The 26,521-nt window shown below is 49.7% G+C and carries 23 protein-coding genes, 11 tRNA genes and 1 rRNA gene; 31 read left to right on the forward strand and 4 right to left on the reverse strand.

Going from position 1 to position 26,521, the window contains the following annotated elements; translation table 11 throughout:
• The 8 genes from K0T92_RS16090 to K0T92_RS16125 form a co-directional block, all read left to right on the forward strand.
• Window positions 1-127, forward strand: a 23S ribosomal RNA gene (locus K0T92_RS16090); the annotation flags it as partial.
• A gap of 73 nt (window positions 128-200) precedes the next feature.
• Window positions 201-276, forward strand: a tRNA-Asn gene (locus K0T92_RS16095).
• A 5-nt stretch (window positions 277-281) separates the two neighbouring features.
• Window positions 282-357: transfer RNA gene (locus K0T92_RS16100), tRNA-Thr, on the forward strand.
• A gap of 10 nt (window positions 358-367) precedes the next feature.
• Window positions 368-442: transfer RNA gene (locus tag K0T92_RS16105), tRNA-Glu, on the forward strand.
• Window positions 443-513: 71 nt separating this feature from the next.
• A tRNA-Val gene (locus tag K0T92_RS16110) sits at window positions 514-589 on the forward strand.
• Between the two features lie 6 nt (window positions 590-595).
• Window positions 596-670 (forward strand) — tRNA-Gln (locus K0T92_RS16115).
• Between the two features lie 10 nt (window positions 671-680).
• Window positions 681-756 (forward strand) — tRNA-Lys (locus K0T92_RS16120).
• Window positions 757-789: 33 nt separating this feature from the next.
• Window positions 790-869: transfer RNA gene (locus K0T92_RS16125), tRNA-Leu, on the forward strand.
• Window positions 870-1,024: 155 nt separating this feature from the next.
• Here K0T92_RS16125 and K0T92_RS16130 read toward each other — a convergent pair.
• Complete coding sequence (locus K0T92_RS16130; protein ID WP_219873512.1) at window positions 1,025-1,147, reverse strand: YjcZ family sporulation protein; 123 nt, start codon at window positions 1,145-1,147, stop codon at window positions 1,025-1,027.
• 279 nt (window positions 1,148-1,426) lie between these two features.
• Between K0T92_RS16130 and K0T92_RS16135 the strand changes: the two genes are divergently transcribed.
• The 6 genes from K0T92_RS16135 to K0T92_RS16160 are packed head-to-tail and all read left to right on the forward strand — an operon-like array spanning window position 1,427 to window position 7,142.
• Complete coding sequence (locus tag K0T92_RS16135; RefSeq protein ID WP_246628208.1) at window positions 1,427-2,305, forward strand: ABC transporter ATP-binding protein; 879 nt, start codon at window positions 1,427-1,429, stop codon at window positions 2,303-2,305.
• Window positions 2,298-4,313, forward strand: a complete 2,016-nt coding sequence (locus K0T92_RS16140) for a M1 aminopeptidase family protein (protein WP_219873513.1) — start codon at window positions 2,298-2,300, stop codon at window positions 4,311-4,313. The genes K0T92_RS16135 and K0T92_RS16140 overlap by 8 nt, the downstream gene beginning before the upstream one ends.
• Before the next feature lie 4 nt (window positions 4,314-4,317).
• Window positions 4,318-4,971 carry a hypothetical protein gene (locus tag K0T92_RS16145; RefSeq protein WP_219873514.1) on the forward strand — a complete coding sequence of 218 codons (654 nt, stop codon included), beginning with the start codon at window positions 4,318-4,320 and terminating at the stop codon, window positions 4,969-4,971.
• A gap of 14 nt (window positions 4,972-4,985) precedes the next feature.
• Entirely contained in the window at window positions 4,986-5,648 is a 663-nt protein-coding gene (locus K0T92_RS16150) for an RNA polymerase sigma factor (protein WP_219873515.1), read from the forward strand.
• On the forward strand, window positions 5,638-6,486 hold the full coding sequence (locus K0T92_RS16155) for a hypothetical protein (RefSeq protein ID WP_219873516.1): 849 nt from the start codon (window positions 5,638-5,640) through the stop codon (window positions 6,484-6,486). The genes K0T92_RS16150 and K0T92_RS16155 overlap by 11 nt, the downstream gene beginning before the upstream one ends.
• Entirely contained in the window at window positions 6,483-7,142 is a 660-nt protein-coding gene (locus tag K0T92_RS16160; RefSeq protein WP_219873517.1) for an ATP-binding cassette domain-containing protein, read from the forward strand. The genes K0T92_RS16155 and K0T92_RS16160 overlap by 4 nt, the downstream gene beginning before the upstream one ends.
• Before the next feature lie 89 nt (window positions 7,143-7,231).
• On the opposite strand, the gene K0T92_RS16165 is transcribed toward K0T92_RS16160, so the two are convergent.
• A complete protein-coding gene (locus K0T92_RS16165) occupies window positions 7,232-7,894 on the reverse strand; it encodes a DJ-1/PfpI family protein (protein WP_219873518.1) in 663 nt (220 codons plus the stop codon).
• A gap of 126 nt (window positions 7,895-8,020) precedes the next feature.
• Here K0T92_RS16165 and K0T92_RS16170 point away from each other — a divergent pair, with 126 nt between their 5' ends.
• From K0T92_RS16170 to K0T92_RS16250, 17 genes are all read left to right on the forward strand, one after another.
• Complete coding sequence (locus K0T92_RS16170; RefSeq protein ID WP_219873519.1) at window positions 8,021-8,941, forward strand: LysR family transcriptional regulator; 921 nt, start codon at window positions 8,021-8,023, stop codon at window positions 8,939-8,941.
• 302 nt (window positions 8,942-9,243) lie between these two features.
• Window positions 9,244-10,098, forward strand: coding sequence for an ABC transporter ATP-binding protein (locus K0T92_RS16175; RefSeq protein ID WP_219873520.1), 855 nt, complete (start codon window positions 9,244-9,246; stop codon window positions 10,096-10,098).
• Window positions 10,098-10,919: a (2Fe-2S)-binding protein gene (locus K0T92_RS16180; protein WP_219873521.1), complete on the forward strand. Its 822-nt coding sequence runs from the start codon at window positions 10,098-10,100 to the stop codon at window positions 10,917-10,919. Before K0T92_RS16175 ends, K0T92_RS16180 begins: the two co-directional genes overlap by 1 nt.
• Before the next feature lie 210 nt (window positions 10,920-11,129).
• Window positions 11,130-11,204: transfer RNA gene (locus K0T92_RS16185), tRNA-Gly, on the forward strand.
• 3 nt (window positions 11,205-11,207) lie between these two features.
• A tRNA-Arg gene (locus K0T92_RS16190) sits at window positions 11,208-11,284 on the forward strand.
• Between the two features lie 27 nt (window positions 11,285-11,311).
• Window positions 11,312-11,388 (forward strand) — tRNA-Pro (locus tag K0T92_RS16195).
• An 8-nt stretch (window positions 11,389-11,396) separates the two neighbouring features.
• Window positions 11,397-11,470, forward strand: a tRNA-Gly gene (locus K0T92_RS16200).
• 190 nt (window positions 11,471-11,660) lie between these two features.
• Window positions 11,661-14,465 (forward strand): phosphoenolpyruvate carboxylase, encoded by a 2,805-nt coding sequence (gene ppc, locus K0T92_RS16205; RefSeq protein WP_219873522.1) that lies wholly within the window; start codon window positions 11,661-11,663, stop codon window positions 14,463-14,465.
• Window positions 14,466-14,582: 117 nt separating this feature from the next.
• The gene (locus K0T92_RS16210; RefSeq protein WP_219873523.1) at window positions 14,583-15,506 is read left to right on the forward strand and encodes an EamA family transporter; all 924 of its coding nucleotides are present in this window, start codon (window positions 14,583-14,585) and stop codon (window positions 15,504-15,506) included.
• Window positions 15,503-16,069 carry an RNA polymerase sigma factor SigW gene (gene sigW, locus K0T92_RS16215; RefSeq protein ID WP_219873524.1) on the forward strand — a complete coding sequence of 189 codons (567 nt, stop codon included), beginning with the start codon at window positions 15,503-15,505 and terminating at the stop codon, window positions 16,067-16,069. The genes K0T92_RS16210 and sigW overlap by 4 nt, the downstream gene beginning before the upstream one ends.
• Window positions 16,070-16,271: 202 nt before the next feature.
• Window positions 16,272-16,898: a zf-HC2 domain-containing protein gene (locus K0T92_RS16220; RefSeq protein ID WP_219873634.1), complete on the forward strand. Its 627-nt coding sequence runs from the start codon at window positions 16,272-16,274 to the stop codon at window positions 16,896-16,898.
• Window positions 16,899-17,037: 139 nt separating this feature from the next.
• On the forward strand, window positions 17,038-17,877 hold the full coding sequence (gene cdaA, locus K0T92_RS16225; protein WP_219873525.1) for a diadenylate cyclase CdaA: 840 nt from the start codon (window positions 17,038-17,040) through the stop codon (window positions 17,875-17,877).
• Entirely contained in the window at window positions 17,870-19,291 is a 1,422-nt protein-coding gene (locus K0T92_RS16230) for a CdaR family protein (RefSeq protein ID WP_219873526.1), read from the forward strand. The genes cdaA and K0T92_RS16230 overlap by 8 nt, the downstream gene beginning before the upstream one ends.
• 143 nt (window positions 19,292-19,434) lie before the next feature.
• A complete protein-coding gene (gene glmM / locus K0T92_RS16235) occupies window positions 19,435-20,781 on the forward strand; it encodes a phosphoglucosamine mutase (RefSeq protein ID WP_219873527.1) in 1,347 nt (448 codons plus the stop codon).
• A 353-nt stretch (window positions 20,782-21,134) separates the two neighbouring features.
• Entirely contained in the window at window positions 21,135-21,314 is a 180-nt protein-coding gene (locus K0T92_RS16240) for a hypothetical protein (RefSeq protein ID WP_219873528.1), read from the forward strand.
• A gap of 264 nt (window positions 21,315-21,578) precedes the next feature.
• Entirely contained in the window at window positions 21,579-23,411 is a 1,833-nt protein-coding gene (gene glmS / locus K0T92_RS16245; protein WP_219873529.1) for a glutamine--fructose-6-phosphate transaminase (isomerizing), read from the forward strand.
• Between the two features lie 1,321 nt (window positions 23,412-24,732).
• The gene (locus K0T92_RS16250; RefSeq protein WP_219873530.1) at window positions 24,733-25,014 is read left to right on the forward strand and encodes a hypothetical protein; all 282 of its coding nucleotides are present in this window, start codon (window positions 24,733-24,735) and stop codon (window positions 25,012-25,014) included.
• A gap of 525 nt (window positions 25,015-25,539) precedes the next feature.
• On the opposite strand, the gene K0T92_RS25670 is transcribed toward K0T92_RS16250, so the two are convergent.
• Window positions 25,540-25,611: a putative holin-like toxin gene (locus K0T92_RS25670; RefSeq protein WP_425517660.1), complete on the reverse strand. Its 72-nt coding sequence runs from the start codon at window positions 25,609-25,611 to the stop codon at window positions 25,540-25,542.
• A 334-nt stretch (window positions 25,612-25,945) separates the two neighbouring features.
• A complete protein-coding gene (locus K0T92_RS16260; RefSeq protein ID WP_219873532.1) occupies window positions 25,946-26,392 on the reverse strand; it encodes an AAA family ATPase in 447 nt (148 codons plus the stop codon).
• Between the last annotated feature and the right edge of the window lie 129 nt (window positions 26,393-26,521).

A 26,521-nucleotide genomic window follows, 5' to 3' on the forward strand; every position in this document is an offset into this window, starting at 1 on the left:
AGCCCCCCTCAAGATGAGATTTCCCAATTCGTAAGACCCCTGGTAGACGACCAGGTTGATAGGTTCGGGGTGGAAGTGCAGCAATGCATGCAGCTGACGAATACTAATCGGTCGAGGGCTTATCCTACTTTGGTATAAACCAGCTAATATTTACGCAAACCTTTCGTATCCAGTTTTCAGGGTGTAATTACCCGTATCGTTCCCTGATAGCTCAGTTGGTAGAGCACTCGACTGTTAATCGAGTTGTCACAGGTTCGAGTCCTGTTCGGGGAGCCATATATGCTCTCATAGCTCAGTCGGTAGAGTGCATCCATGGTAAGGATGAGGTCACCGGTTCGATCCCGGTTGAGAGCTCCAGTATAATTAGGGCCCGTTGGTCAAGGGGTTAAGACACCTCCCTTTCACGGAGGTAACAGGGGTTCGAATCCCCTACGGGTCACCATAATATTCCCAATTGTGAGCTGTACTTAATGTGTATACATTGTCCTTTTTGAAGACATACTATTCACTTACGGAGGCTTAGCTCAGCTGGGAGAGCATCTGCCTTACAAGCAGAGGGTCGGCGGTTCGATCCCGTCAGCCTCCACCATGACGATGGGGATTAGCCAAGCGGTAAGGCAACGGACTTTGACTCCGTCATCCCTAGGTTCGAATCCTAGATCCCCAGCCATTTTAATTATGAGCCATTAGCTCAGTTGGTAGAGCACCTGACTTTTAATCAGGGTGTCGTAGGTTCGAGTCCTACATGGCTCACCATTTTCACCTAACGAAAATGGAACTTCATACTTCGCGCGTATGGCGGAATTGGCAGACGCACCAGACTTAGGATCTGGCGGGCAACCGTGGGGGTTCAAGTCCCTCTACGCGCATCAAACAAAGAAAGAACCCTTGATTGATTATCAAGGGTTCTTTCTTTGTTAAGCGGAAAGGCCCATGGAATGGGCCTTTCGCGCTTTTGATAAGGTGATGGGGCAGAGGCTGCGTAATATGCGAAGATTGGGTTGTAAAAGTTGAGGACGTTTTATTAATAGCCTTTGCCATAGCCGCCAACGAAGCCCATGCAGCTACAAGCGACAATCACCAATAAAATGAAAAGCACTAGAATTGTTCCAGTATTTGTGAAAGCACCACCAACTTGACTGGACATTATCCCTTCACCTCCTTGCGTAAAGCGTATGCTGTAATCTATGTCAGAGGCCTGCTTTGTGATTGGGTGTTTGTTACCGAGATATTTAAACAATGCCATTCGTTTAGATAATGGTATACCGTCCAAGCTGTTAGCCTTATGAAGGTGAGAGAGCCTGAATATTAATGGCGCTTATTGTTGACGGTTTGAAATATTTTCATAAAACCGTGCAGTCCTATTCAAACTTTATTGGAAGATCGCCGTCGTATATGAAAGAGAATGAAAGGCGGTGCTGCTGTTATGGAAATTAAAATCACTTCATTAAGCAAGCGATACGGGAGTGAGCGCGTTGCTTTGAAGGATATCAATCTGGCATTCGGAAAAGGGTTATTCGGGCTGCTGGGACCTAATGGTGCTGGAAAAAGCACACTGATGCAAATTATGGCGACGGTAATGCCTCCTACTGGCGGCACGGTGGAGTATGGCTCTTACCGGATCGGCAAGAATGATCATGAGATTCGCCGTATTCTGGGGTATTTGCCGCAGAGGCTGGGGCTGTACGATAAGCTGACAGGCGAAGAGTTTCTTAATTATATTGCCTTGCTCAAGGGGATGAAAGACTCTGCAGCCAGACGCATTAAGGTTCTTGAGATGCTGGAGAGGGTGAATCTGCAGGATAAGGCAAGGCGCAAGATTAAAACCTATTCAGGCGGAATGAAGCAGCGAATCGGAATCGCCCAGGCATTAATTGGCGACCCGCAGGTGATGATCGTCGATGAGCCTACGGCCGGACTTGATCCTGAAGAAAGAATCCGGTTCCGTGATCTGCTGGAGGAGCTTGGACTGGAACGGACCATTCTGATATCGACCCATATTGTCGCTGATATCGAGACAAGCTGCAATGCGCTTGCCGTGATGAATAAGGGGGAGATGGTATATCAGGGGACGATTCCACAGCTGCTGAAGAAAGTCGATGGCAAAGTATGGACAGGCCAATTGGAGGAAGGGGACCTGCATGGATTGGTGAACAGGAGCGGTATTGTAAGCCGGCGCAAAACGGCGACAGGGTACGATATCCGCATCGTTGCAGATGCTTGTCCTTTCTATAGCGCCATTCCTGCTGTACCGGGATTGGAAGATGCTTATATTTTCCTGACGGGAAGTGGACATCATGCGTGAGTGGTGGGGACATTGCAAGACAGAATGGCGTCTTTCTGTCCGGGGAGCCCATCTGTGGCTGCTGCTCTTCGTTGGAGCGACGCATGCATGGCTCGTCCATTCCTTGAATAAGGATTGGAAGCATTTTGGCTATTACATCCATCAATTCGAATTTCTGTTTCTGGGAGCATTGGCCATCCTTGCGGTGTTGTCTGGCGTCTATTCTGCAAGGAGAGATCGTGCGAATGGCGTGGAGCAGCTAATGGGCAGCATTCCCTATAGCTCTGTGTCGCGCTGGTCTGCAAAATTTATTGTATTTACGATACCGTTTCTATTATTTGCTATAGCTCCTGTCGTTATTTATTTGTGGGGATGGAAGACAAGGTTCCCGGATGCCAGCTTGTATCCTGCCCTATTCCTGCTGTCCATGATCGTCCCGATGCTGTATGCTGGCATGCTCGGCTGGTTCCTCGGCGTACTGCTGAATAATCGTTTCGGTTATTTCCTCGGGTTCCTGCTCTTTTTCCTACATATCTATGGCGGTATGCTGATGATTGTGCCGAATCTGCCTAAGGCTGCCAGACTGCTGCCTAATTTTTTGTTGCTGGATTACAAGTCAATGAGCTACTTCGATGATCAATGGGGCTTCTCTCATGATCTATCATTTTGGATGCATAGGGGCTTCTATTTCTTTCTTGCTGGCACTCTCTTCTTCTTGTTTATTCTAGCTGCGGCCAGCAGGAGGAAGGAACGGGGGATTCGAGTTCATCGGACGGCTGCCTTTCTGTGCTTGATGGCAGCAGTTGTCTGTCTGATCTCCCATGTCGCAATAAAATCCGGCCAGAAGGAGATTGGAAGTTCGATGGCTCCTCTGAGTGCGGCAGACTTTGCAGCTCTATATGACACCGAGGTTGTTGTGGTGAAGCCGGTTATTGATTATGAGCTTGCGATAGAGCCGTTGGGAGGCGAGAATGTCCGTATTAAGGCAACCTTGCTCAATCCAGATGCTTTGGAACCAGCTAACTCAACTGTGAGTCTGTTATTGAACCCGCTATTTGAGGTTGAAACGGTAAAAGCAGACGAGAAGATCCTGACGTTCCAACGCAATGATAATCGTCTTGACATCGAGCTGCCGGAAGCTTTGAGCAAAGGGACTGCTCTAACGGTTCTATACAAAGGAAAGATAAAGGATCATCACACGACCTCGGACGGTCTTATGACGCCGATTCATGCTGCGAATAAGTGGAAGGTTAATCTCCCGGCGGATTTTGAATGGTATCCGCAAGCGGCTAATGGCCATTCTGGTCCGAGAAGCGTGACTGTAACGTATCCGGAACCGATCAGGCTGTTCAGTAATTTTGATCGACTAGAGCGAGCTGTTGAGGCGAAGCAGCAGGTTGTCCGGTTTCAGTCGAAGGATGCAAGAGGCTTTAGTCTATGGGGTGGAGCGCTCAAGGAGATTGCAGTAAGCTCTGATGGCTTTCACACGAAAGCCGTTGTGAACGAGCTGGTTGATGATGAATATGCGAGGAAGCAAGTGAATATTTTTCATCACGCCAATAGAATGATGGAGGAGCTGTATCAGCCTGAAAGTATGACTCCAGCGGCCGCCCTCTTGCTGAGAGATTGGATTCAAAGCGGGGTCAGGGGCAGTTATTTGACTCCAGCGGGTTATTTTCAAATGCAAGGCTACCTGTTCAATGGCCTGTATAGTGATGAAGAAGCAGTGAAGAGAATAATCTCCTGTTTGGTTGCCTCGTATGAGCTGTTCTCGGGGCCATTGGGAGAGGAGAATGAAAGCATCTTCCTCGGAGCACTCTCTGCGTACCTGGAACAGCAGCTGGATGGGGAGGGGTATCAATTCTCTGCGTCCTCAGCCGGGATGGAGGGGGTAGAGCCACTGATTGCTTATATAAAGGCGCATGGAAAGGAACAGAACGAACGGCTTCTGAGAGACCTCTATAATGAGCTCAGAAATAATGAGTCTGCCGTTCCAGATATCGCTGCTCTCCTGCAGAAGGCAAGGTGACAGGATGAGCCGAATCTGGTTGAATGTAAAGCTGATCAACTCATCACTCGTCTGGGCAGCTGCCGGAGTGGCCGTTGTTCTTGTGCTGCTGGCCTTGCTTCTTGAGCCGTGGCATTTTGTCGAGAGGGCGGAACTCTATCATATACAATCGATCTATGAATATATGTTTCCTCTTGTGGCGGTCTTTATGATGTCACAGCTCTTTGCCGAAGAGCTGCAGCCGGACGTGGCCGGATGGCTGATGTCTCTTCCATTCCGCAGCTGGAAGCTGCTGCTGGGCAGGTGGCTGCTCGGCATGGCCATGCTGGCGCTGCTCTATTTGGGAGGAATTCTGATCATTCATTATTGCGTGCTGCCGATTTCACTCCCTGCTTTGTCGTATCAGGTTCTTCCTCCGGCATTGTGGCTAGGGCAGCTGGCTATGCTGGGCAGCATAGCAGGAAGAAGCTACGCGGTGGGGCTGGGGATTCCGCTGTTCTACTGGGTGCTGGAGACGCTAACAGCCGGTGTGTTCACGAGGAGACTATATTTGTTCGCTGGGAAAATGCCGGAATATGCGGAATGGGTCTGGAATCGGAATATGCTGCTCGCTTTAAGCGGATTGGCGCTGCTGCTGAGCCTGCTTATTTTCTCAAGGCGATCCTACTTTATCAGATGACAGGAGGTGCGGAGATGACCGATGAGGAGCTGTTGAAGGAATTGAGCAGGGGCCATACTTCCGCACTGGAAACGCTGGTTTTTCGTTATCACGCTGCAATCCGTACGTATGTATACCGGATGCTTCAATCACGAACGCTGGCTGATGATGTGACGCAGGAAAGCTTTGTTCGTGTTATGACTTCCATCAAGCAGGGGAGACTTCCCGAGAAATTCAAACCATGGCTGTACAAAATTGCGACGAACCTGTGCCGCGACCATTGGCGAAAGGCGTACAACCGCGAGGAGCCGATGAGCGATGAGACGCTTCAGCAATTGTCTGCACCGGATAATGTAGCGCTTATCTATGAGAAGCAGATCGATCGCGAGAGGGTAATCAGAGCATTGAATGAGCTGCCGGATGAACGAAAACATCTGATGATTCTGCGGTTCTATCAGGAGCTTAAGCTTGAGGAAATTGCGGATATTCTCGATATCCCATTGAACACGGTCAAGTCGAGGCTCTATTATGGCATCAAACAGTTGAATCGAATCCTGTCTGGCGGCCTTATAGAAGAGGCTGAGATTGCAGCTCAGCCTCGACAGGCGGCAGCAGGCACTGCAGCAGCTGTCCGGCGGGATAGCCGCAGCAAGGAACAGATCCATGACGGCAGGGAGGGGAACAAGGATGAACGATAGGGACGACAATCGAACGAAGGAGCCGAAGCTGGCGGCCAGCGGCTCCGTTGAAACGTGCCCGGACGCCGAGGAGAAGGAGCTGCTCCGCTTCCTGGAGAGGTACACGGTAGAGGTTCCAACGGTTAAGGAAACGGCCCAATTTGCTGAAGGTCTTCTTCAGCAATGGGAGAGGACAGCGGCTCCCGCTCCTGCTGCCAATATGAGAAAGCCGCTGTACATACTGAGAATAATTCAATCGCATCTCAAGCTGTTCCAATGGTCCTTCTGGCTTGCTTCCGCCGCTGTGCTTGTGCTGGGTTTGGTCGCGGATGTAGCATCGGGCACTGGATCCGAGGTGGAGCCGTTTATATTCACCGCACCGCTGCTTGCTGCATTAGGGGTATGTTTTGCCTTCCGTGCGTATGGGACCCCGATGTTCCAATTGGAGATGTCGCTGCCGGTCATGCCAATGATGATGATTTTCGGCCGTTTAACGATCATTATCACCTACAATTCCGCGATCGGGTTGCTGCTCTCGTTGTTTCTTCATGGAGCTGACTCGGCATTGAGCCTGTACGTCTTTAGTTGGCTTGTTCCACTTGGGGTATCCTGTCTGCTGGCGCTGATTGTGATGTTATATTTCGGTCTATATGCCGGTGTGTTTACTTCGATTGTTGTATGGAGCATTCAGCTCTGGATGAATAAGCATCTGGGCATGCTGTATTTGTTCAGCGGGAAGACAAACGGCTACTGGATCGAGAGTAAGCTGATCGGCGTTCTCTGTATACTGCTGCTCACAGCTCTCCTGTGGTTTAGAATCCGCCGGCTGCATGCCGGAGGAAGGATGGCTGTCCAATGACAGTTAAACTCAATAAGGTAAGGGGCCAGGCTGCGGACGGGAATGCTGCGGGAGTGATCGGCCCTATCAGCATGAAGCTGTATCCCGGGCTGACTGGTCTCGTAGGAGCCAATGGCGCAGGCAAAAGCATCCTGATTGGACTGCTCGCCCAAGTATGGAAGCCGACAGCAGGGAATATTGTGTATGAGATGAACGGCCTGCCGCTGAATGCCTTTGAAGTGCGTCAATATTTGGGCTATGTGCCCCAGGAGATTGCGATCTACAGTGATATGACCGTTGGAGCTTACTTGCAATATATCGCCGGGCTCAAATGTCTGGATAAGTGGGCTGTTGCAGCCACAATAAGAAAAATGAGCGAAATCTTCGATATTGCGGCTATCCGCGATGAAAGATTAGGCCAGCTGTCGGTAGGTCAGCAGCGCTTGGTGGTGATCGCTCAGGCGTTACTCGGGAATCCGGCCTTTCTCTTCCTTGATGAACCGTTCGAGAATCTGGATATCAGGCAGAGAAGGGACTTGCTGGGCATGCTGTCGGAGGCAGCTCAACATGCAGTCGTGCTTGTCTCAAGCCATATAACAGAGGAGATGAATCGGGAATACGATACTATCATCAAGCTGGTGAATGGGAGCATTGAAGAGCCGGCGGCAGAATTCTGATCAAAAATGCCTGGAGAGCAGCCGCATGCGCAGATTGAACCATAAAGCTGCTCTCCAGGCAGAACATGAACTATTTATGCAGTGTTTTATTAATGGGACGAATCATACATGATGTCTAGCTTGTACTGCTCATAAGCCGCTGTATATTCCATCGTCCGGGCGACATCCGCAATAAAGGCCTCGTCATACCCTGCTCTCCTTAGCAAGTGAAAGCCCATTTCCATCCCCGAGGCGATGCCGCCTGCGGTAATTATACGTCCGGCATCCACTACCCGCGCACGGGATATGCGGCAGGCTGGAGCTATTTCGGCCAGGCGGTCTATCGGGATCATACCGGTTCCCGATGCCTCCAGACGATCCGGCTCCTTGCGGTTCGTTGCCGCGATCCCATCCAGCAGCCCCATCCTGCCGTATACCCATGATCCTGTGCATACACTCGTCAGCAGACATGCCTCAGGCAGCGCTTTAATGAAGGAATGCAGCTTGCCGTTATACATCTCCTGTCTGGTGCCGAATCCGCCGGGGATCAGAAAAGCGTCCATATCCGGAAGGTCCTGGAAGGAGTAGTTAGGTACAACTGTCAATCCTGCCTGTGTCTGCACGGTACGCATCGCATCGCTGATCAAGAAGGCGTCCAGTGATGGATCCAGCCGTCTTGCAACCGAGAATACACCGTAAGGCGCAGCATAGTCGATTATTTCCGCATCCTTGAACACATAAATGCCAAGCCGAAATCCTTGTTTCAACGTCATCGCAAGCTCATCTCCTTGTAAAAGCTCAAGTTAAGTTCATGCTTCAACGATAACAAAGGAATTGATATTATAATAACGAATAGTTATGATGTTACATATTCGAATACTGAATATCAGGTGATGAGAATGATTGATAAGCTTGATGGCCGCATCGTGCAGACGTTCATAGCGGTGTGGGAGGAGAGAAGCATTAGCAGAGCGGCTGAACGGCTTGGTTATGTCCAGTCCACGGTAACGATTCAGCTGCGGGCGCTGGAGGAAGCCTTCGGCGGGAAGCTGTTCGAGCGATTGCCCAGAGGAGTGGAGCCGACCGCTGCGGGCATAAAGGCTGCTCCGTTCTTCTACCGCTTCGTACAGCTTGGCGAGGTGATGCAGGAAGCGATGAATAACTCGGGGGAGCCGGACGGAGAGGTGCGCGTTCGTCTGCTGGAATCCTTTTGCGTAACGCACATGCCGTCCTTCTTCCACCAGTTTCTGCAGGACAATCCCCGCATTAAAATTCGGCTGGAGACGGGATTTCAACAGGATATCGTTCAAGAGCTGCTCCGGCATCGGGTTGATTGTGGCATAGTGCCTGCACAGCCTGATGATGATCAGCTCTCCTACTATCCGCTGGTGATGGACGAATTAGTATGCGCTGCGCCAAGACGGCTGGCGGATGCTTCAAGTACTGACCGAACATGGCTGGAGCGGGAGCCGGTCATATCGTTCGGGGGCAGATGCCTGTATCATACTGTAGCGGCTCAGGCGCTTGCGCGGCTTGGCGTGGGGACGGCGAATCATCTGGAATTCGCCAGTCTTGAGATGATAAAGCAGATGGTAGCAGAAGGAATAGGCGTGGCTGTCCTTCCGGTATCAGCCATAAGGGATGAGGTGGAGCGGGGAGATCTATGCGTGCTGCCGCTGGATCGGCCATACCCGCTGCAGCATGGCCTCATCGTTCACCGCGACCGCGAGCTGGGAGCAGCGGCAGTGCGCTTTCGTGATGCTGTTATCGCATGGTTCGGCAGGCCGCAGGATGCGCGCGACGACAAACGGACAGAGTAGCTCGCCATAATTAACTGGCAGAGAAGAAGCAGCAATAGAATAGGCAAAGAAATGGGCATCGTCAAATTCTGCAGCATGCAGAGAGTTGACGATGTTCTTTTCTATATAGAGCATGCAGTTCACTTGACGTAGATACTGAGAATCGTTATCATGTAATTATTGAGAATAATTATCAACCTTTGATGATAAATAAGTTGAACGCGAGAAATGACAACAGGGCGGAACAGGGGAAAGGATTGTGGAGATGCGTAAGCGCTCGCCCTTGTTCCCAGATAATGGCTAGTTGAAGGGAGAAGAATGGGATGATACGGTTATCCACCTCGCAATTGAATATCGGCTATGATGAACGACTGATCGTCGAGGATCTGAATGTTGCCATTCCACAAGGGAAAATTACGGCTCTGGTTGGAGCGAATGGCTCGGGAAAATCAACCATACTGAAGACAATGGCCCGCATTATGTCGCCGGCCAAAGGGACGGTTATGCTGGATGGCAAGTCCATTCATAAGCAATCGACTCGTGAAGTGGCCAAACAGCTGGCTATTCTGCCGCAAAATCCGACAGCTCCAGATGGCCTCACGGTATCGGAGCTTGTTTCCTATGGGCGCTTTCCTTATCAGAAAGGATTCGGTTCCTTGACCCGCGAGGATCGTGACGTGATCCAATGGGCAATCCAGGCGACCAGAATGACTGAATTCGCAGACCGTCCCATCGAGCAGCTGTCCGGCGGCCAGCGTCAGCGGGCATGGATCGCGATGGCATTGGCCCAGCAGACCGATATTCTCTTCCTGGACGAACCAACCACCTTCCTGGATATGGCTCATCAGCTTGAGGTGCTGGAGCTGCTGCAGGAGCTGAATGCGAATTCAGGCCGCACCATTATTATGGTTGTGCATGACTTGAATCATGCTTCCCGCTATGCGCAGCATGTGATTGCGATCAAGAAGGGGAAAGTAGCCGGAGAAGGGTCTCCGCAGGCGGTCATCACCAAAGATATTATGCGTGAGGTATTCGGTATTGAAGCAGATATCATTCCGGACCCTCGGACGGGCGTGCCTCTGTGTCTGCCCTATTCACTTGCCGGAAATACAAGCAGCCATGGCGAAGAACTGATGGTTGAGGGTGCTCGGTCCCTCATGAAAGCAGCAGGTGCCTGATGAGTACGAAGCAGAGCAATGCAATCGATATCCCTTTCATTGAGGATCAATATGCTGTCGTATTCCAGCGGCCGGAACAATTTAAATCTGAATTCTCTTTCCTTGAATTAACTAATTCTGAGGTTGCCCGGAGCTTATTGCTGTCGTATGCGGAAGTGTTGAAGGCATCCGATATTACTCCTGCCGCGACTTATTTCGTTTCATGGCTGCGCGGGCTGAGCGTCACGGCTCAGCTGCTATTGTCCGCGCATGATTCCACCCTGGATTGGTCGATCAGCAATTGGAGGCTGTTTGTAACCGAGGAGGATGGGCGGATGGGTTTTGCTTTCCACCCTATGAATGCAAGCATTGTCTCGGCCAACCCGCTGAACGGGGCTGAACGCGATAGCTGGCGAAACGGGCTTCTGGAGGATCTGTACTCGAATACGCTGCGTCCAATCGTTGATACGATGGCACAAGCGGCAGACTTAAACAGCGGGCAGCTGTGGGCGCTTATGGCGAGCGGCATGTATTACTGCCGGGAACGCCTGCTGACGGTATACGGCGAGGATTCCCCGGAATTTGCCCAAGTGGAGGCAGACTATCGTTTTACGATGCAGGAGATGAAGGGAACGGTCTTTGGCCGCTCAAGGAATCCGCTTGCGGTTAAGTTCCGTCTGGTGGAGAATCCGCGCTGCAAGGGGGAGATGCTGCCGCTCAAGGCGTCCTGCTGCCTGGCATACAAGACAGAGGGCCACGGCTATTGCTATACCTGTCCGAAGCTGTCGGAGGAGCAGCGTCTGGAGAGAGGCCGCGAGCTCGCGGCGAAAGCAGCGCACTGAATAGAAGGGTCGAATTTCGAAGCCGAGCATAGCGAATATGCGCGGCTTTTTCTTTATTTTCGAAGGTGCCTGAAGAGGCGAAAATAGCCCTAAAACCGACTAGAATATTCTGAATAGTTTTTCTTTAAAAAAACATTTGCATTCTGTTTCGGAAGGTGATATATTATTACTTGTCGCTCGGGACAAACGGTTCTGACGAAAACGACAAATGCGGAAGTGGCTCAGCGGTAGAGCATCGCCTTGCCAAGGCGAGGGTCGCGGGTTCGATTCCCGTCTTCCGCTCCATAAGTGCCCTTAGCTCAGCTGGATAGAGCGTTTGACTACGAATCAAAAGGTCGGGAGTTCGAATCTCTCAGGGCACGCCATTTACACAACATAGCAGTTAATAACTTCGGGACGTAGCTCAGCTTGGTAGAGCACCTGGTTTGGGACCAGGGGGTCGCATGTTCAAATCGTGTCGTCCCGACCATATTTATTGCGGGTGTAGTTCAATGGTAGAACTTTAGCCTTCCAAGCTAATAGCGTGGGTTCGATTCCCATCACCCGCTCCATTATAACTGCGACAAAGCCTTGTATATCAAGGCTTTTTTTATTTATTTTACCTTAAAAAAACCGGATCGAAAAGCTTCAACCGTGCACTATTTTGTAGTATGATGTAGAAAGTGATTTTGTGTCCGAAGGGATACGAGCAAATTTGTTGTGAGTTGGGTTTGCCAGGGCAAAGCCTTAAGGAGGATCAGTATGTCGGACCAAGCTGCATCGACATTAGTGACGAGCCGGCCGCAAGCGAATAACCTGCTGCGTCGTGATGTTCGTTTTCTAGGGAATATATTAGGGGATGTACTCGTGCACCAAGGTGGGCACGAGCTTCTTGAGATTGTTGAGAAAATTCGTGAGATGAGCAAAGCGCTGCGTGCTGAATTTGTTCCCGAGCTGTATGAGGAATTCAAGCAGGTCATCAATTCGCTCAATACGGAGAAGCGCCATCAGGTCATTCGGGCGTTTGCGATTTATTTCCAATTAGTTAATATTGCCGAGCAGAACCATCGTATCCGCCGCAAGCGGGATTATGAACGGTCAGCTGGCGAAACGGTTCAACCCGGCAGCATCGAGAATGCTGTGCAGGTTCTTAAAGAGCAGGGCATTCCGGCCGAAGAGGTTCGGACGATGCTGGAAGGAATCTCGCTGGAGCTCGTTATGACAGCACATCCTACAGAAGCGACCCGCCGCGCGGTTCTCGACATTCACCAGCGCCTTGCGCATGATGTGATGGAGCTGGACAATCCGACGCTTACTTACCGTGAGCGCGAGAAGCTGCGTGAGAAGCTGCTCAACGAGGTGCTGACACTGTGGCAGACGGATGAGCTTCGTGACCGCAAGCCTACTGTTATTGATGAAGTGCGAAACGGCATGTATTACTTTGATGAGACGCTCTTCGAGGTGCTTCCAAGCGTGTATGAAGAGCTGGAGCGTTGCCTTGACAAGTGTTATCCCGGAGAGCGCTGGCATGTGCCTACTTACCTGCGCTTTGGCTCGTGGATCGGCGGGGACCGGGACGGCAATCCGTCCGTAACCGCGAAGGTTACGTGGGAGACGCTGACATTGCAGCGCGAGCTGGTGCTTCACAAGTATGAGGAGCTGCTCAAGGATCTGATGGGCATTCTCAGCTTCAGCACGAATATTGTTAATGTGTCGGATGAGCTGCTTCGCTCGATGAAGAACGACCGGACACTGGTGGAGATTCGCTGCGTTGATATCTGGCGCAATGAGAAGGAGCCTTACCGTATCAAGCTGGGCTACATGCTGGAGAAGCTGGCGAACACGCTTGACGAATCGCTCAAGGGATCGCCTCAACGCTACAACAGCCCGGATGAGCTCAAAGAAGATCTGTTAATTATCGACCGAAGCCTGCGCCATCATTTTGCCGACTATGTAGCGGATACCCATATCCGCAAGCTGGTACGCCAGGTGGAGCTGTTCGGCTTCCATCTTGCGGCACTGGATGTAAGGCAGCATAGTCAGGAGCATGAGAGCGCGATGACTGAAATCCTCGCGCACATGAACATTGTGGAAGATTATGCTTCCCTGTCCGAGACGGACAAAATCGATCTGCTTCACCGTCTGTTGAATGATCCGCGTCCGCTTACTTCACCGCACTTTGATTATACGGAGAGCACACGTGAATGTCTGGATGTCTACCATACGATCTACCGCGCCCAGCAGGAGTTTGGCGGCAACTGTATCTCCAGCTACTTGATCAGTATGACCGAAGGCGCCAGCGACATGCTGGAGGTTATGGTATTCGCGAAGGAAGTCGGATTGTTCCGCAAGGAGATGAACGGTCAGGTTCGCTGCACGCTTCAAGCGGTGCCGCTGTTCGAAACGATCGACGACCTGCATGCTGCACCGGCTATTATGGAGACGCTCTTCGAGCTTCCGATCTATCGCCAAGCGGTTGAGGTTATGGGCAATATGCACGAAATTATGCTGGGCTACTCAGACAGCAATAAAGACGGCGGCGTAGTGACTGCGAACTGGGAGCTGCGCGTTGCGCTGAATGATATTACGCATGCAGCCAAGAAGCACAATGTGAAGCTGAAGTTCTTCCATGGCCGCGGCGGAGCGCTCGGTCGCGGCGGTATGCCGCTGAATAGAAGCATTCTGGCACAGCCTCCTCATACGGTTGGCGCCGGAATCAAAATTACGGAGCAAGGCGAGGTGCTCTCCTCCCGTTATTCCATGCAAGGCATTGCTTACCGGAGTCTGGAGCAAGCGACCTGGGCGCTTATTACAGCGGCCCGGCTTGCCAAGTATCCGCAGCAGGAAGCGGTTGAGGAAGCGGAGTGGGATGAGATTGCGAAAGGAATATCAGAATCCGCACTGACGAAATATCAGGATCTGATCTTCCGCGATCCGGATTTCATGACCTTCTTCAAGGAATCGACGCCACTTCCCGAAGTGGGAGAGCTGAATATCGGCTCTCGTCCTTCCAAGCGGAAGGGAAGCGACCGGTTCGAGGATTTGCGTGCCATTCCATGGGTGTTCGCTTGGACGCAAAGCCGTTATTTGCTGCCAGCATGGTATGCGGCAGGCACGGCGATGCAGGGCTACATTCAAGGAGATGAAGGGAAGCTGGAGACATTGCGCGTCATGTACGCGAAATTCCCATTCTTCACTTCACTTATTGATAATCTGCAGATGGCGCTTGCCAAGGCGGATTTGGTCATTGCCAAGGAATATGCCGGCATGATTACAGACAAGACGATTCGTGACCGTATCTTCACGCAGATTGAAGAGGAATATGCGCAAACTTCCGCCCTCATTCTGCAAATAACAGGGCAAGCGGAGATTCTGGATAATGTTCCAGTCATTCAGGAATCGATCCGATTACGCAACCCGTACGTTGATCCGCTGAGCTACATGCAGGTTCAATTGCTTGCTGAGCTGCGCGATCTTCGTTCCCGTGACGAGGATGATCCGGAGCTGCTTCGTGAAGTGCTGCTTACGATCAACGGAATTGCAGCTGGCCTTCGCAATACGGGCTAATCGAACATATAGGGCGCAGCTGCATCAGTGCGCCAATGCATGAAGGAGGCTGGATACCCGGCGGGCGGTTGTCCGCACGGGTATCCAGCCTTTATTGTATGGAGGGGGCGTCAGGAGATGAAACGAACGCCGCTCTACTGGATGTCGGTGCTATCTGTGCTGCTTGGGGCATCAAGCTATGGCTTTCTATCGCCTTTTATTAAGGAGGCGTATGATGCAGGCTTTACTTTTGAGCAAGTAACACTGTACCAGACGGGGATCGGCACGCTGCTGCTGTGGATCATTGCACTGGTGAGGATCAAGTGGTGGAGAAATCCTTTTCGCGGCCCATGGATAAAGCTTGCGGTTATTGGAATTGTCGGGTTGATGTTGACGACGATACTGTATAATAGGGCGCTTGAGAGGCTGGATGCTTCGCTTGCGATTGTGTTGCTTTTTCAGTTTACTTGGATTACCATTTTGTTAGATAGTATAAGGCGGCGGACATGGCCGGGCAAGTTCCGGATCATTGCGATTATCGTTGTGATGGCAGGCACGCTGCTGGCTGTAGGTCTGTTGGAAGCAAAGGTTGCGAATATGGATGCGGCAGGTGTTGCATTCGGCTTGCTTGCAGCGGTGACCTATAGTTTGTTCCTTTGGCTTACGGGACTTGTGCAGGAGGAGATGGATCCTGTCATCAAGTCAGCCGTTATGATGAGTGCCGGGTTTTTATTGGTGGCGCTGTTATATGGCTCCAAAGCCGTTCATGACGGAGCAGACGGCAGCTTGCTTGGATGGGGGCTTCTGCTTGGTGTGCTTGGTCAAGTTATCCCGACGATATTGTTCAATATAGGCATCCCGACAGTTGGCAGCAGCCTGGCGGCGCTTCTTGGTTCTATGGAGCTGCCGGTTGCAGCTATTGCGGCATGGCTTATATTGGGCGAGTATCTTAGTGGATGGAAAGTGGCAGGCATTGCGCTTATTCTGGCGGGTATTGTCATTGCCGAGCTGCCATCCGGAGAGAGGGAAGGACGTTCGAAGCGTCTGGAGGAGAATCGGTGAAATCAATTGAGGCGCGCTTAGCGCGAATGGCTCTTAAGGGCGATCAGCATGCGTTCGCCGAGATCGTCGGACTGTATCAGGACAAGCTTTATTATATGTCGTACCGGATGTTGTACAATCGTCAGGAAGCGGAGGATGCCGTGCAGGAAACTTTCCTGCGTGTCTACAAGAACCTTGACCGCTATGATGATACGATGAAGTTCTCCACATGGATATACCGGATAGCTACGAATCTGTGCATTGACCGTCTCAGAAAGCGGAAGCCGAGCTTCTCGCTTGATGCGGAATCGGGAGATCATGACGGTCTTGACGGCTATGCGATGATTCCTAGCGATAACCGGACGCCGGAGAGCGAGCTGATGCTGTCGGATACGCAGCGTATTATACATAGTGCAATTGAGACATTGCCGGCCAAATACAAGTCGGTTATGGTGCTTCGTTATCTCCAGGATATGTCGCTGCAGGAGATCGGCGATGTATTGGAGCTGCCGGTAACGACGGTTAAGACGCGAGTGCATCGCGGGCGGGAGTTTCTTCGCAAGAAGCTGGAGCATAAGCTGTAAAGCCACTTCCGTTATATATTCGAAGGGCCTCTGTCGATGGAAATAACTTTTTCGCGAAAAAATGAAACATCATTGAACAATGTACGTAACGTATATAGCTATGTCTGGGTCCAGCTTGTGAGGGACCGGGAACGCTAGTGTTATCAACAGACTCGGATGTGTTGGGGCAAGTATCATCTAGAGGAAGAAAGGAATGGCTGCTATGAATTGCAACGTCGCCATCGTTAGTATGCATGATTACTTAGACGGTGAATTGATTCGTGAAGATGTAGCGAAGCTGAAGACGCATTTGATTGCTTGCCCGGAGTGCCGCGCAAGGTTCGAACAGCTTGAGCGGACCGAAGCACTCATCCACACTACGCTTGAGACGCGTGGAGTGATGGAAGCGAGTGAATCAGCTGTGTTGACACAGCGAATCATGAGCGGGCTTCCGGTGCGGCGCCGGAAAGCAATGGGCTGGACGCAGTGGCTGCGTAATCATCCGGCCATTACAGTTGCAGCAGTATTCGCTATTGTCATGTTATCCAGCTTCATAACGATGTGGGAGCAGGATGATCAATTGACGGTTCGCGGGAATGATCTCACGCAGCTGGTCATTGATGGGGATACGGTTACTGTTCCAGAGGGCGTCCATGTTAAGGGCGATTTGACAGTGGAGAATGGTAAGGCCAACGTGCTTGGGGATGTCGAGGGCAACGTCACGGTCATTGAAGGTTCATTGTATCAGGCATCAACCGCACATATTTCTGGACAAGTGACGACGATTGATCAGGCGCTTGACTGGTTCTGGTACAAAGTGACGCACTCGTTTAGCAGTTTGGCTTATTAATGAAGCAGCCTCCCTGAAGCGGGGAGGCTTTTTTGTGAAAAAAAAGGATTTACAATCCCCTTTCTAGAAAATAATAAGGTTATGAATCCGATATATAGGATTAGAGAAGCCTACGCGATTGGTTGTTGGGGGTTGATATATGAGTTATTTTGCCGATTTGACATGGAATGAATGGATCAAGGATATTATTGATATCTCCATTGTCAGCTATATTATTTACAAATTGATTCTGCTTGTACGGGGAACTAAAGCGGTTCAACTGGTCAAAGGAATTTTCGTCCTCATCGGCACCTGGGCCATTAGTACCTGGTTCAACCTGTATACGCTCAAGTGGCTCATGAATCAGATGTTTCCGTTCGGTGTTATGACGGTTCTTATTATCTTCCAGCCAGAATTGCGCCGGGCACTGGAGCAGCTGGGAAGAGGGAAGTTCTTTAGCCGTTCATCTGTTGTGGAGCGGGATCTCGGGGACCGGATCGCTGAGATTATTAAGGCTGTCAATTATATGGCCAAGCGGAAGATCGGGGCATTGATTGTATTCGAACGCAGCACAGGCCTGTCCGATTATGTAGAGTCGGGCATCAAGATGGAGTCGATTGTCAGCTCTGAGCTGCTCATTAATATATTCATTCCGAATACTCCGCTTCATGATGGCGCTGTTATTGTGAGGGGCAATCTTATTATGGCAGCGGGCTGTTATTTGCCTCTGTCGGAGAATCCTTTCATCAGCAAGGAGCTTGGAACCCGCCATCGGGCTGCCATCGGGGTTACGGAGGTCAGTGATGCCGTATCTGTCATTGTGTCGGAGGAGACAGGACAGGTGTCGCTGGCGGTCGGGGGGATGATTGTGCGTGATATTAAGGAAGAATCGCTGATCTCCAAGCTGTTCGAGGAGTTGAATCCGAGGCCTAAGGAACGTGAGCTCGTAAGCTCTAAGCTGCCTTTCTGGAGACGGAAGGGAGGCAAAGAGAATGGATAAATGGCTAAGCCACCCCACCTCGCTCAAAATTCTATCTCTCGTCATGGGTATTTTGCTCTGGGCGGTCGTTCATTTTGACTCTGATTCGCCTCCTAATACAGTCGCATCCCTGACGGAAACGCAAGATATAGCCGCAGTCAAGATTAAGGTGGTCGGTCTGGATGACCGGAAGTATGCGCTGCGGCTGCTCGAACCAACGACGGTGAAGCTGAGGGTGACAGGCTCGCGCTCCGACCTGCTGTCCGCCTCGCCGGATGATTATAAGGTAACGGTAGACGTTACCGGAATTGCGGAAGGAAGAACGACGCTGCCCGTAAAGGTTAGCCTGCCTAATGGAATTGATTATGTGCGGGTAGAGCCGCAATCGGTGAATGTCGTGCTGGAGCAGATGCTTACGAAGGAATATGAGGTGAGCATTAAGACAGATGGCTTGCCGGGCAAGGGGTATAAGACCGGAACTCCGATCGTGAAGCCCAACAATCGCGTTCATGTTACGCTGCCTGAGGATCGGATGGACAGTGTGAGCTTTGTGGGGGCGCGTGTTTCGGTTGAGGGCGAGGAAGAGACGGTTACGGAGAAGAAGGTGAAGCTTCTTGTCCTGGATAAGAACGGCAAGGAGATGACGGATGCGATCATCAACCCGAGTGTGGTAGAGGTCGAAATACCGATAACGAAGCCGTTCAAGAAGCTTCCACTGCAGATCGGATTTACCGGGAAGCTGCCTAAGGGACTGGCTATCGCTTCCTTTGAGCCCGGTGTGGAGCAGGTCACGGTATATGGTCCGCAAGACGTGCTCGATAAGTACGATTTTTACGATGGAATTAATATTGACTTGTCCAAGCTGACACAATCGGGTACGATTGAACTCGATATCAAACCGGAAGAGGGAATTGCGACAGTCGATCCTGCAACCGTTACAATTACATACCGGATTGTAAATGCGGAGTCGAAGCTGCTGTCGCAGCTGCCAGTAACGATCATCGGTCTGTCGGACGGTTTGAAGGCGAAGCTGACCTCACCTGCTGACGGTACAGTCGATCTGCCTGTAGAGGGTGCGGCGAATGTGCTTACCGGTGTCAGTGTCAAGGATGTGCAGCTGATCGCCGATCTGAGCGGGCTTGGCCCAGGCAATCATGTTGTGCCGATTGATATTCACCTGCCGAGATTTGTTGCGCATTCCGCGGATATACCGCTTAGTATTACGGTGGAGATTACGGATGCTACGGCGGTCTCAGCTCCGGGAGAAAGTGAGCCGGTGGAGGGTACTCCGTCAACGGAAACGGAAGGCGGCTCTCCCACTAATGGATTCCCTGCTGATCCGGGCGGTACGAATAGTACGGATGAACCATCACCGGAGGCTGGAGCCGGCAATGAAGCCGGGAGCCATTCTTCTGGCAGCGGAGCAGGCGGCTAAGAACAATAACGGCGATGCATACAGATGCTTCGCTGTATAGATTACCAGTTGCGGGGAAGCGCAGATGCCACGGGAGAAGGCGCTGCGCTGCTCCGCCGTACATACGGAACTAACATATCGTTCACAAAGGGGATAATACAACAATGGGTAAATATTTTGGAACAGATGGTGTTCGCGGTGTTGCTAACCGTGAGCTGACACCTGAGCTTGCTTATAAAATCGGCCGCTGCGGCGGTTATGTACTTGCAGGCCAAGCCGATAAGCCTAAAGTAGTCATCGGTCTGGATACGCGGATTTCGGGTCCTATGCTGGAAGCATCGCTTATAGCAGGCTTGCTCTCTATCGGCGCAAGTGTCATTCGGCTGGGCGTTGTATCTACGCCGGCAGTTGCATATTTGACCCGCGAGCTGGGGGCGGATGCCGGTGTTATGATCTCGGCTTCCCATAATCCGGTTGAGGATAACGGGATTAAGTTTTTTGGCGGAGACGGCTTCAAGCTGACTGATGAGACGGAGAATGAGATCGAGCGTCTGATGGATGCGGCTGTTGATGAGCTGCCGCGCCCTGAAGGCGGAGAGATCGGAACCGTTACCGTAGACGAGCGTGCTGGGCGCAAATATCTGGATTTCTTGAAAACGACCGTAACGCATTCCTTCTCAGGTTTGAAGATTGTGCTGGACTGCGCCAATGGCGCAGCTTATTCGCTGGCCCCTGCCGTATTCCGCGAGCTTGGCGCTGAGGTGATCACTGTTGGCGCGGAGCCGAATGGCCTTAATATTAATGATGGCGTAGGCTCGACTCATCCTGAATATGTCCGTGAGGAAGTGCTGAAGCATGGTGCGGCGCTCGGACTATCGTTCGATGGCGATGCTGACCGGTTGATCGCTATTGATGAGAACGGAGAAGAGGTCGATGGCGACTTTATTCTATGTATTTGCGGCGATGCAATGAAGCGCGAAGGCAAGCTGAAGGGCGACACGGTCGTAACGACAGTAATGAGCAATATCGGCTTCTTCAAGGCTGCTCAGAAGATTGGCCTGCAGACGGCGCAGACTGCGGTTGGCGACCGTTATGTGATGGAGGAAATGCGCCGCGGCGGATATAATCTGGGCGGAGAGCAGTCCGGACATGTTATTTTCCTCGATTATAATACGACCGGAGACGGCATTCTGACTGCGCTTCAGCTTGTGAATACGCTTGTCGGCTCGGGGCGCAAGCTGAGCGAGCAGAAGGCGCTTATGCGGAAATTCCCGCAGGTGCTGGTGAATGTGCGGGTTGCGGACAAGAGCTTGTTCAAGGATAACCCGGTAATTGATGCCTCCATTGCTGCTGTAGAGCAGGAGCTTGGCGATAACGGCCGTGTTCTCGTTCGCGCATCCGGGACGGAATCGCTAATTCGTGTTATGGCTGAGGGCCCTGAGAAGGATCAGGTGGAGGCCTATGTAGCACAAATCGCAGCGACTGTCAGGGAGCAGCTCGGCGGCGTATAAGATTAGGGATGATGTGCAGTCTCGTGAAGCGCAGAAATTTGCTCTTCCCGGGACTGTAACTATTTTCACAGGCATATGATGAGTCCAGGAGCCTAAAGCAGCATGACGTTTGACGTATATCGCTTTCGGGTAATTCTTGCTTGCGTGCGCATTCTGTGTGGATACGGTAAAAATTGTGGTTGCGCGCCGTCATGAAAATGAATATGATAGGAAGTATGATTCAGAAATGGAAAGCGAGGGCAGATGTTGTCGAATTACAAGCGCCAGAGCTTATGAGGGCCCGTTATCGCATTGTCGGTCTAGCGACAGTGGGGATGAGCGGACAATAAGCTGACGAGGTGGAGGTGTTCGGATTGTTCGGCGGGGACCTCCCGGTTATGCATTTCAACCGTAAGCCGATAGATCTCAAAACGATCGGGCAACTGGTCGCACAAGGAGTCGGCAGAATGCTGAATAGAGAAGGCGGAGCGCGGCAGCATGGAAGGCTGTTGGCCGACGTCTTGAAGCACAGGCAGAGGAATGGTGTTGATTGACCGACTCTACCTGTCCTAGTAGTGCAGCTGTATGTCCAGTGTGACATAGAATAGGGCTGCTTAGATTTGATTTGTTTTCTTCCTGTTTGCTTGTGATGCCGGCTGAGGGCGCGGCTTCTGGCAGACTGGTTTCCTTCGTAGAACGAGACATTAAGCTGACGTTAACGACAGAAAACCTCATAGAGCCAAGTAAGCTTGTACAGTACTTTGCCGGACATTCGTTGAAGCGGGAAATACACCCAAAAAACGGAGGTCTATATTAATATGTGTGGAATAGTGGGATATATTGGTAAGCGTGAATCGCAAGGGATCTTGATCGATGGACTTAGAAAGCTGGAGTATCGTGGATACGACTCCGCAGGTATCGCTGTTTTTACCGAGAACGGTCTGGAAGTGCGCAAGTCGAAGGGGCGTCTTGCCGTATTGGAGGAGAAGCTTGGCGGCGAGCCGCTGCACGGTTCTGTCGGAATCGGGCATACGCGCTGGGCGACACACGGCAAGCCGTCGGATGAGAATTCGCATCCTCACACGGATAATTCGCATAAATTCTCGGTCGTGCATAACGGAATTATTGAGAACTATCTCGACTTGAAGGATGAGTTGATGGCTAAAGGCCACAAGTTCGTCTCGGAGACGGATACGGAAGTTATCTCCCACCTCGTTGCTGAAGAGTATGACGGGGATATCGTTAAAGCTGTACAGCGTGCGGTGAAGCGTATGCGTGGCGCATTCGCGCTGGGCGTATTGACTGAGTTTGAACCGGATCGTCTGGTTGCGGTCAGATTTGCAAGCCCGCTTGTTATCGGTATCGGCAATGGCGAGAATTTTATCGGCTCCGATATTCCAGCAATTCTTGAGCATACTCGCGATGTCTACATCTTGAATGATGGCGAGATGGCGATTCTGAAGAAGAACAGCGTCGAATTGATGACGATTGATGGCGAGAATATTTCCAAGGAAATATTCCATGTCGATTGGGACTTGGTAACGGCGGAAAAAGCCGGATTTGATCATTTTATGCTGAAAGAGATTTATGAGCAGCCTAAAGCATACCGCGACACGATGATGGGTCGTATCTCTGAGGACGGACGCAAGGTAGTGCTGAAGGAAATCGGCATGACGCTGGAACAGATCCAGGGTATTCGCAAGATTCAAATCGTTGCTTGCGGTACGGCATTCCATGCGGGACTCGTGGGCAAGACGGTAATTGAAAGCCTGGCGCGCATCCCGGTTGAGACGGATGTTGCTTCGGAATATCGTTACCGTTCGCCGATCATTACGCCGGATACGCTTGTTATCGTTGTCAGCCAGTCCGGTGAGACGGCTGATACGCTGGCAGCGCTTCGTGAAGCGAAACGCAATGGCGCTCGTGTAATGGCCATTACGAACGTAGTGGGCAGCTCGGTTGCCCGCGAAGCGGATGATGTTATTATTACACAAGCAGGCCCGGAGATTGCGGTCGCATCGACGAAGGCTTATACCTCGCAGCTGATCGCGTTCTATCTGCTCGGTCTTTATCTGGCGGATAAGCTGGAGACTCGTGATGAGAAGTGGATCGCGGATGTATTGACGGCAATGAACCAGCTTCCAGAGCAGGTTGAGAGCATTCTTGACCAGGCTGTTGTGCTGAAGCAAGTTGCAGATTCGATCTCGAAGCACAGCAACCTGTTCTTCATCGGTCGCGGCATGGACTTCGCTGTCGCTCAGGAAGGGTCGCTGAAGCTGAAGGAGATCTCGTACATTCACTCCGAAGCCTATGCAGCTGGTGAGCTGAAGCACGGTACGCTGGCGCTGATCGAAGACGGAATTCCGGTAATCGCGCTGATTACGCAGGAAGAGCTGTATGAGAAGACGCTTAGCAATATTAAAGAAGTGAAGGCGCGCGGCGCTCACGTGCTTGCTGTCATCAACGCAGGCCACGAAGGCGAAGTGAGCAAGTCTGTGGATGAGATGTTCGCTATTCCGCGTACGCTGCCTCTGCTGGCTCCAGCTCTGTCCGTTGTACCGCTGCAGCTAATCGCCTACTATGCGTCGCTGGCGCTTGGGCATGATGTTGATAAGCCTCGGAACTTGGCGAAGAGCGTGACGGTGGAGTAGGGATTTGGGGTAGTGGTGAGAAAGATGTGAGTTGTTCAGTGATAAAAAAGTGTGGAACCAGTAAAAAAGTCTGGAACTAGTAAAGAAACTATGGAACCAGTTAATAATGTTTGGAACCACTAATGAAATGATTTATTAAAAACATCTTGAGGGTAGCCTGATGAAATTAACTCGGGCTACCCTGTTTTCGTTATTAAGAATGGTTTGAATCTCGAAAATGGAGTTTGTGTTCAGTGGCATAAAAGTTTATTTTTTGACAATATAGTGCTCAAAGAAAAAATGTATCATACTGAAAAAAATAAAGCGATAGATTACCTCAACCTCATTAAGCTATGGGCAGATACCTCAATACCTCGTTTAATGTCTCAAAGAGTCAAATGGAATATTTGTTTTGCTAGTGAATTACGAACATAGGAAAATTCGATATTCAGATCAAAAAGCTGCCTGAAGATCATGGTATGGTTTTTGACCTCCCAGTCGAATATCTAGCCTATTGTGATCAGGTAGCATCAGAACCAACACTCGCTCTAATGGTGGATACAGTAAATGAAAAAATATATTGGTTCCATATTACGAAGGAATGGATTCGGGTATCCAATTACGCGACTAATAAAACGAGCGTGCGCATCCACTTAAGCAGTGAACGTTGTTTTGATCGAACCAATAAAGAATATTTAAAACAATGGGAAGAAATCGCGAAAGAAAATCGAAGACACAATGCAGCAACTGCTCGATGCACAGCGGTGAAAAACCTTCCTACGCATAAATATTTTGGACGCATCCTATTCACCAATCTTATCCAACATTTTAAGATGAGCGTGATCACTAGACAAGAAAGTGAAGATGGGTCCTTCACATTTGTCATGCAAACACATACGAATTTGAAGAGTCGGTTTTTGTTCAAGTTGCTGTACATCTTTCACCTGACTTAACCCCAACAGGTTCAGATCAAAATATCGCCGATGAGCAGGGAAAACGCCTTTCAAAACATGATGTATTTCAAATGCCTGGCGCAATTAAAAAAGGGAGGCGTGTTCTATCTGGCAGATAATCATTCTGATTTTTGGGCCTCGGGCGTAGTTGAACTTGATGAGAAACTTGAACACATCGAGCATAGCATCAAGTTTACCAGAACTGTTGTAGACCTCGAGCGGCAAATCAATGAAAAGCTGCCTCTTTCGCAGTCAAGCTTACTGAAAATGAATTAAGTTATGTTGATGAATTGGTTTCGATTACTCAATCAGGCTTTGTGGTAGCAACTGTGCGAGGAATCAGTCTTCCTTACCCTTCTCACGAAATTGATGTGAATGATGCTCTGGGGATGGATTTCCCAGTAACACCAGCCGAGCTCCATTGGGGAATTAACCTTGGTAAAAAAATATTTGCCAGTTCAAAACCGTTTATTATTATAAGGGCTGAAGCCAATGAGACACTTCTCGAGGCAAATCCTGAGGGAAATGTGTTTTCATATTCGAGAAGTTTTACAAGGGAGAGCATTCGGAAGTATTTGAAAGGCTCGAGAATAATTCTTCATCAAAAGAAGATACCGAGTAAATTAATAATTGTCCAGATACCATTAGATGTTTGTGGGGAGAAGTATTAAATCGTGAGACATAGAGCGGAGAACGATAGTTGAATGACAACAGTGGCAGTTCAGACAATGATTCTTGGTCTGTGATATTTTTATTAATGTATCAGTCTAAAACTTATATTTCAAAATCTAACGATTCTTCAATTCAAAAACCAAACTTAATCAACTACCTAAGTCTAACACTTTATTTTACCGAACGTTACCTTTGCAAATAAGTATGTGATTTAACATTAGATCCAACTAGAATGTCTATTAATGCAGTAAATCAATCCCGATGATGAAAATTAAGGACGTCGTGATTGATTTTGATTTTTAAACTTATTTTTCAAGTCAACGATCATAGAATTTGTGATATGATGGTCTTGTAATGCATTACATTTGTCTTTGCAAAGTCTTGCAAGTTCCTTAGCACTTGAAAAATGAAAAAACGGATCAGATGCTCGAACACCTGAATCCGTTTTTATAACAAGAATCGTGGGGCTCCCTCATGATTCAGAACATAGCTCTTACCTTGTGCTTGGTGGCCTAGGGTAAGGGCTATTTGCTTAGTTCAATGATTGAAACGATCAGAGCCAGAAAAGCAACTAAAAATGTTCCGAACATAAACATTGTTTGCAGTTGATTTTTTGATTCTATCCTGATCACCCCCTCATTTTAGAGGGCCCGCGATCTTGTATACTAGCATATGGGCTTGGTCTACGCTCTTTCTCCTATTTTCTGCTGGAATGCCGATGTGGATGGAGTTGCTTTAATTGGCCGTCAATCTTACCCAAACGAACCTTGGCTTACCGGAATCCGTGGCCGAAACAGCTCGCATAATCAATGAGCCCCCAAATCCACCTTGGATAGGGTCCGTAGCGGGCTATGATGGTGCTTAAGACATACTAGAGGATTAAGCGCAGACTATCCGTATTAGAATAACGACAGTTATATACGGATAAACTCATTCAGATATGTAATAATCCGTCGGAATAAAGTTTTTGTCATAACTTCCATCATACATAATTTCAAGGATTTCGCGATAACTTTCATCAAATTTATATGTAAAATAAATCCCATTTTTCGGTATTGTAGATGATGTATGCAGTCCATTAAAATACTCGGAATTCAAGTCTTTTTCGTCACTTAAAAAAAGCTCAATTTCAATTTTAGGGAGGGTATCAATAGATGGATTTTTTCTAAATTGATTAACATTATCAATATTAAAGTATTTTTCTGAGTTATTAGTAGAGTTGAAAAGTCTTTGATTAAGTACGATGTCAATAGCCTCTAAAATGGTACTTTTACCAGCCTCATTTTCCCCAATCAGCACATTTATATGTTTATTGAAGTCAATATTAAATGTTGAGAACTTCTTAAAACCTCGAATTTTTAAATGTTCTATATACATATAATCACTCCTCAACTGGCTAATTTAGTATCAGTATACAATAATTTTACTATGGATGTTTAGTTGTGTGTGTATCTGGCGGATATTTCGATGATGAGGCTGCCAGTGGTTTAAAATCTAGGTAAGGCA

Origin of the sequence: Paenibacillus oenotherae (assembly GCF_019443105.1) — a bacterium.
GTDB classification, from domain to species: Bacteria; Bacillota; Bacilli; order Paenibacillales; family Paenibacillaceae; genus Paenibacillus_Z; species Paenibacillus_Z oenotherae.